The organism is Neptuniibacter pectenicola, from assembly GCF_001597735.1.
Lineage (GTDB): Bacteria > Pseudomonadota > Gammaproteobacteria > Pseudomonadales > Balneatricaceae > Neptuniibacter > Neptuniibacter pectenicola.
Genome location: NZ_LUTS01000039.1, coordinates 1 through 1,396, shown reverse-complemented (window position 1 = coordinate 1,396; position 1,396 = coordinate 1). Strand labels below are relative to the sequence as shown.

Below are 1,396 nucleotides of genomic sequence, written 5' to 3'. Positions count from 1 at the left end.
AGGCATTATCCAATGCTTACTTAAAATCTCAGGGGCTTTATGAATTGCGCGATGGATGGATCAAGCTTCACCATTCTCAGTGAAACGCCCTGTGCGGATCCGCATGCAGGGTGCTGTGGGGGCTGAGGGTTAGAGACCCTCGGCTACCCGATTAAGCCAGCAAAAGTCAATCACTCAGTAAAATTCAACTTTTTTAAGTGGCTATTTAGCTCTGCTAGTTCAGATTCATTTGTATAAGTTACTACAAAAGCTAAAACGTAATCTTTGAATCTAGAGGCATAATATTCTTGATATACCAATACATCATTAAACTTCATGGAAAGCGGCATCACATCAAACGACACACCGGAAAGATCGGTTGTATAATTTTCTCTCGAAAAATCGGTTACCATTTGGCCGGATTGGAGTAGTTTTTTTGTATGAAACAGATAATCAGATCCCCGCTTAATTCCAGGCATACCTGACACCCGCTCTGCAACTGCCATTAGGCTTGGATTAAAATCAACTGGTGCGCCTTGTTCGTACTTAAAAAATGCAAATAAGTTCAAGCTTTGCTTCTGAGATGCCTTGATGACACTTTTTAAGTTTTTATCATCTCCAGCTATTAACTCCGAGCCAGTTTTTGAAAGTGCGTCCAGTTGGGCCTGACTTTGCACCGACCAATCTTGAGGTACTGCTATATCCATCCCAAAATAACTATTTTTATAGGCGCCATTCTCAATAACGCCATACCCTATTTCCTTATCTACCGCGTTATCGCATCCAGATAGAGCTATGATAAAACCAATTATAATTAGTATTTTTCTACCCATTAAAAATTCCTTAGTTATATAGATTAATGGCTTAACGCCTAAAGCAGCCGCACAGTATGCGTCGGATGACTTTTCTTGTTAAGTGTTTGATAGTGCTTGTTTACACCTACTAGTTTAATAACGGCCCAAAGAATAAAGGCCGACGAACCTAGTAAAGTAACGTCTTGATCGTTGTAGTTCATGCTATAGCCCAGATCAGTTACGTAAGCTACTAAACCAATCAAAACAAAAAAAAGTTGAAAATACGAAACGATCTTAATTATTTTAAAGGACCAAGTTGTTCGTCTTAGAAAGCCATACATAACTAGAATGTTCCAAACTAGAAACCCAAGCAGGACAAGATGGGTTAGAGAATCATGACCTTTCAAAATTGCTTTATACTCGCCGACCATAATCGCTATTGTTGCAGCGATATATCCCATGATTAATAAGTACTTCATTATTGCCCTGACACTTAACGCTTAGCTTAGTGGAAGGAGCGCAGCGACGATCCGCTACAGCTTTTTGTGTACGCCCAGCATGGGCATGAACTAATGAGGTGAAAGTCCTCTGTAGGAAGGTCACCATCCATAGCGATTTATATC

Annotated in this window: 2 protein-coding genes; both read right to left on the bottom strand. The window is 40.1% G+C overall.

The genetic code is table 11. The features are described 5' to 3' along the window. Positions 1-170: 170 nt before the first annotated feature. A complete protein-coding gene (locus A3773_RS16735) occupies positions 171-812 on the bottom strand; it encodes a hypothetical protein (RefSeq protein ID WP_067988632.1) in 642 nt (213 codons plus the stop codon). Between the two features lie 375 nt (positions 813-1,187). Continuing rightward, the coding region (locus tag A3773_RS18415; RefSeq protein ID WP_231902231.1) for a hypothetical protein at positions 1,188-1,396 on the bottom strand (209 nt) is incomplete at its 5' end.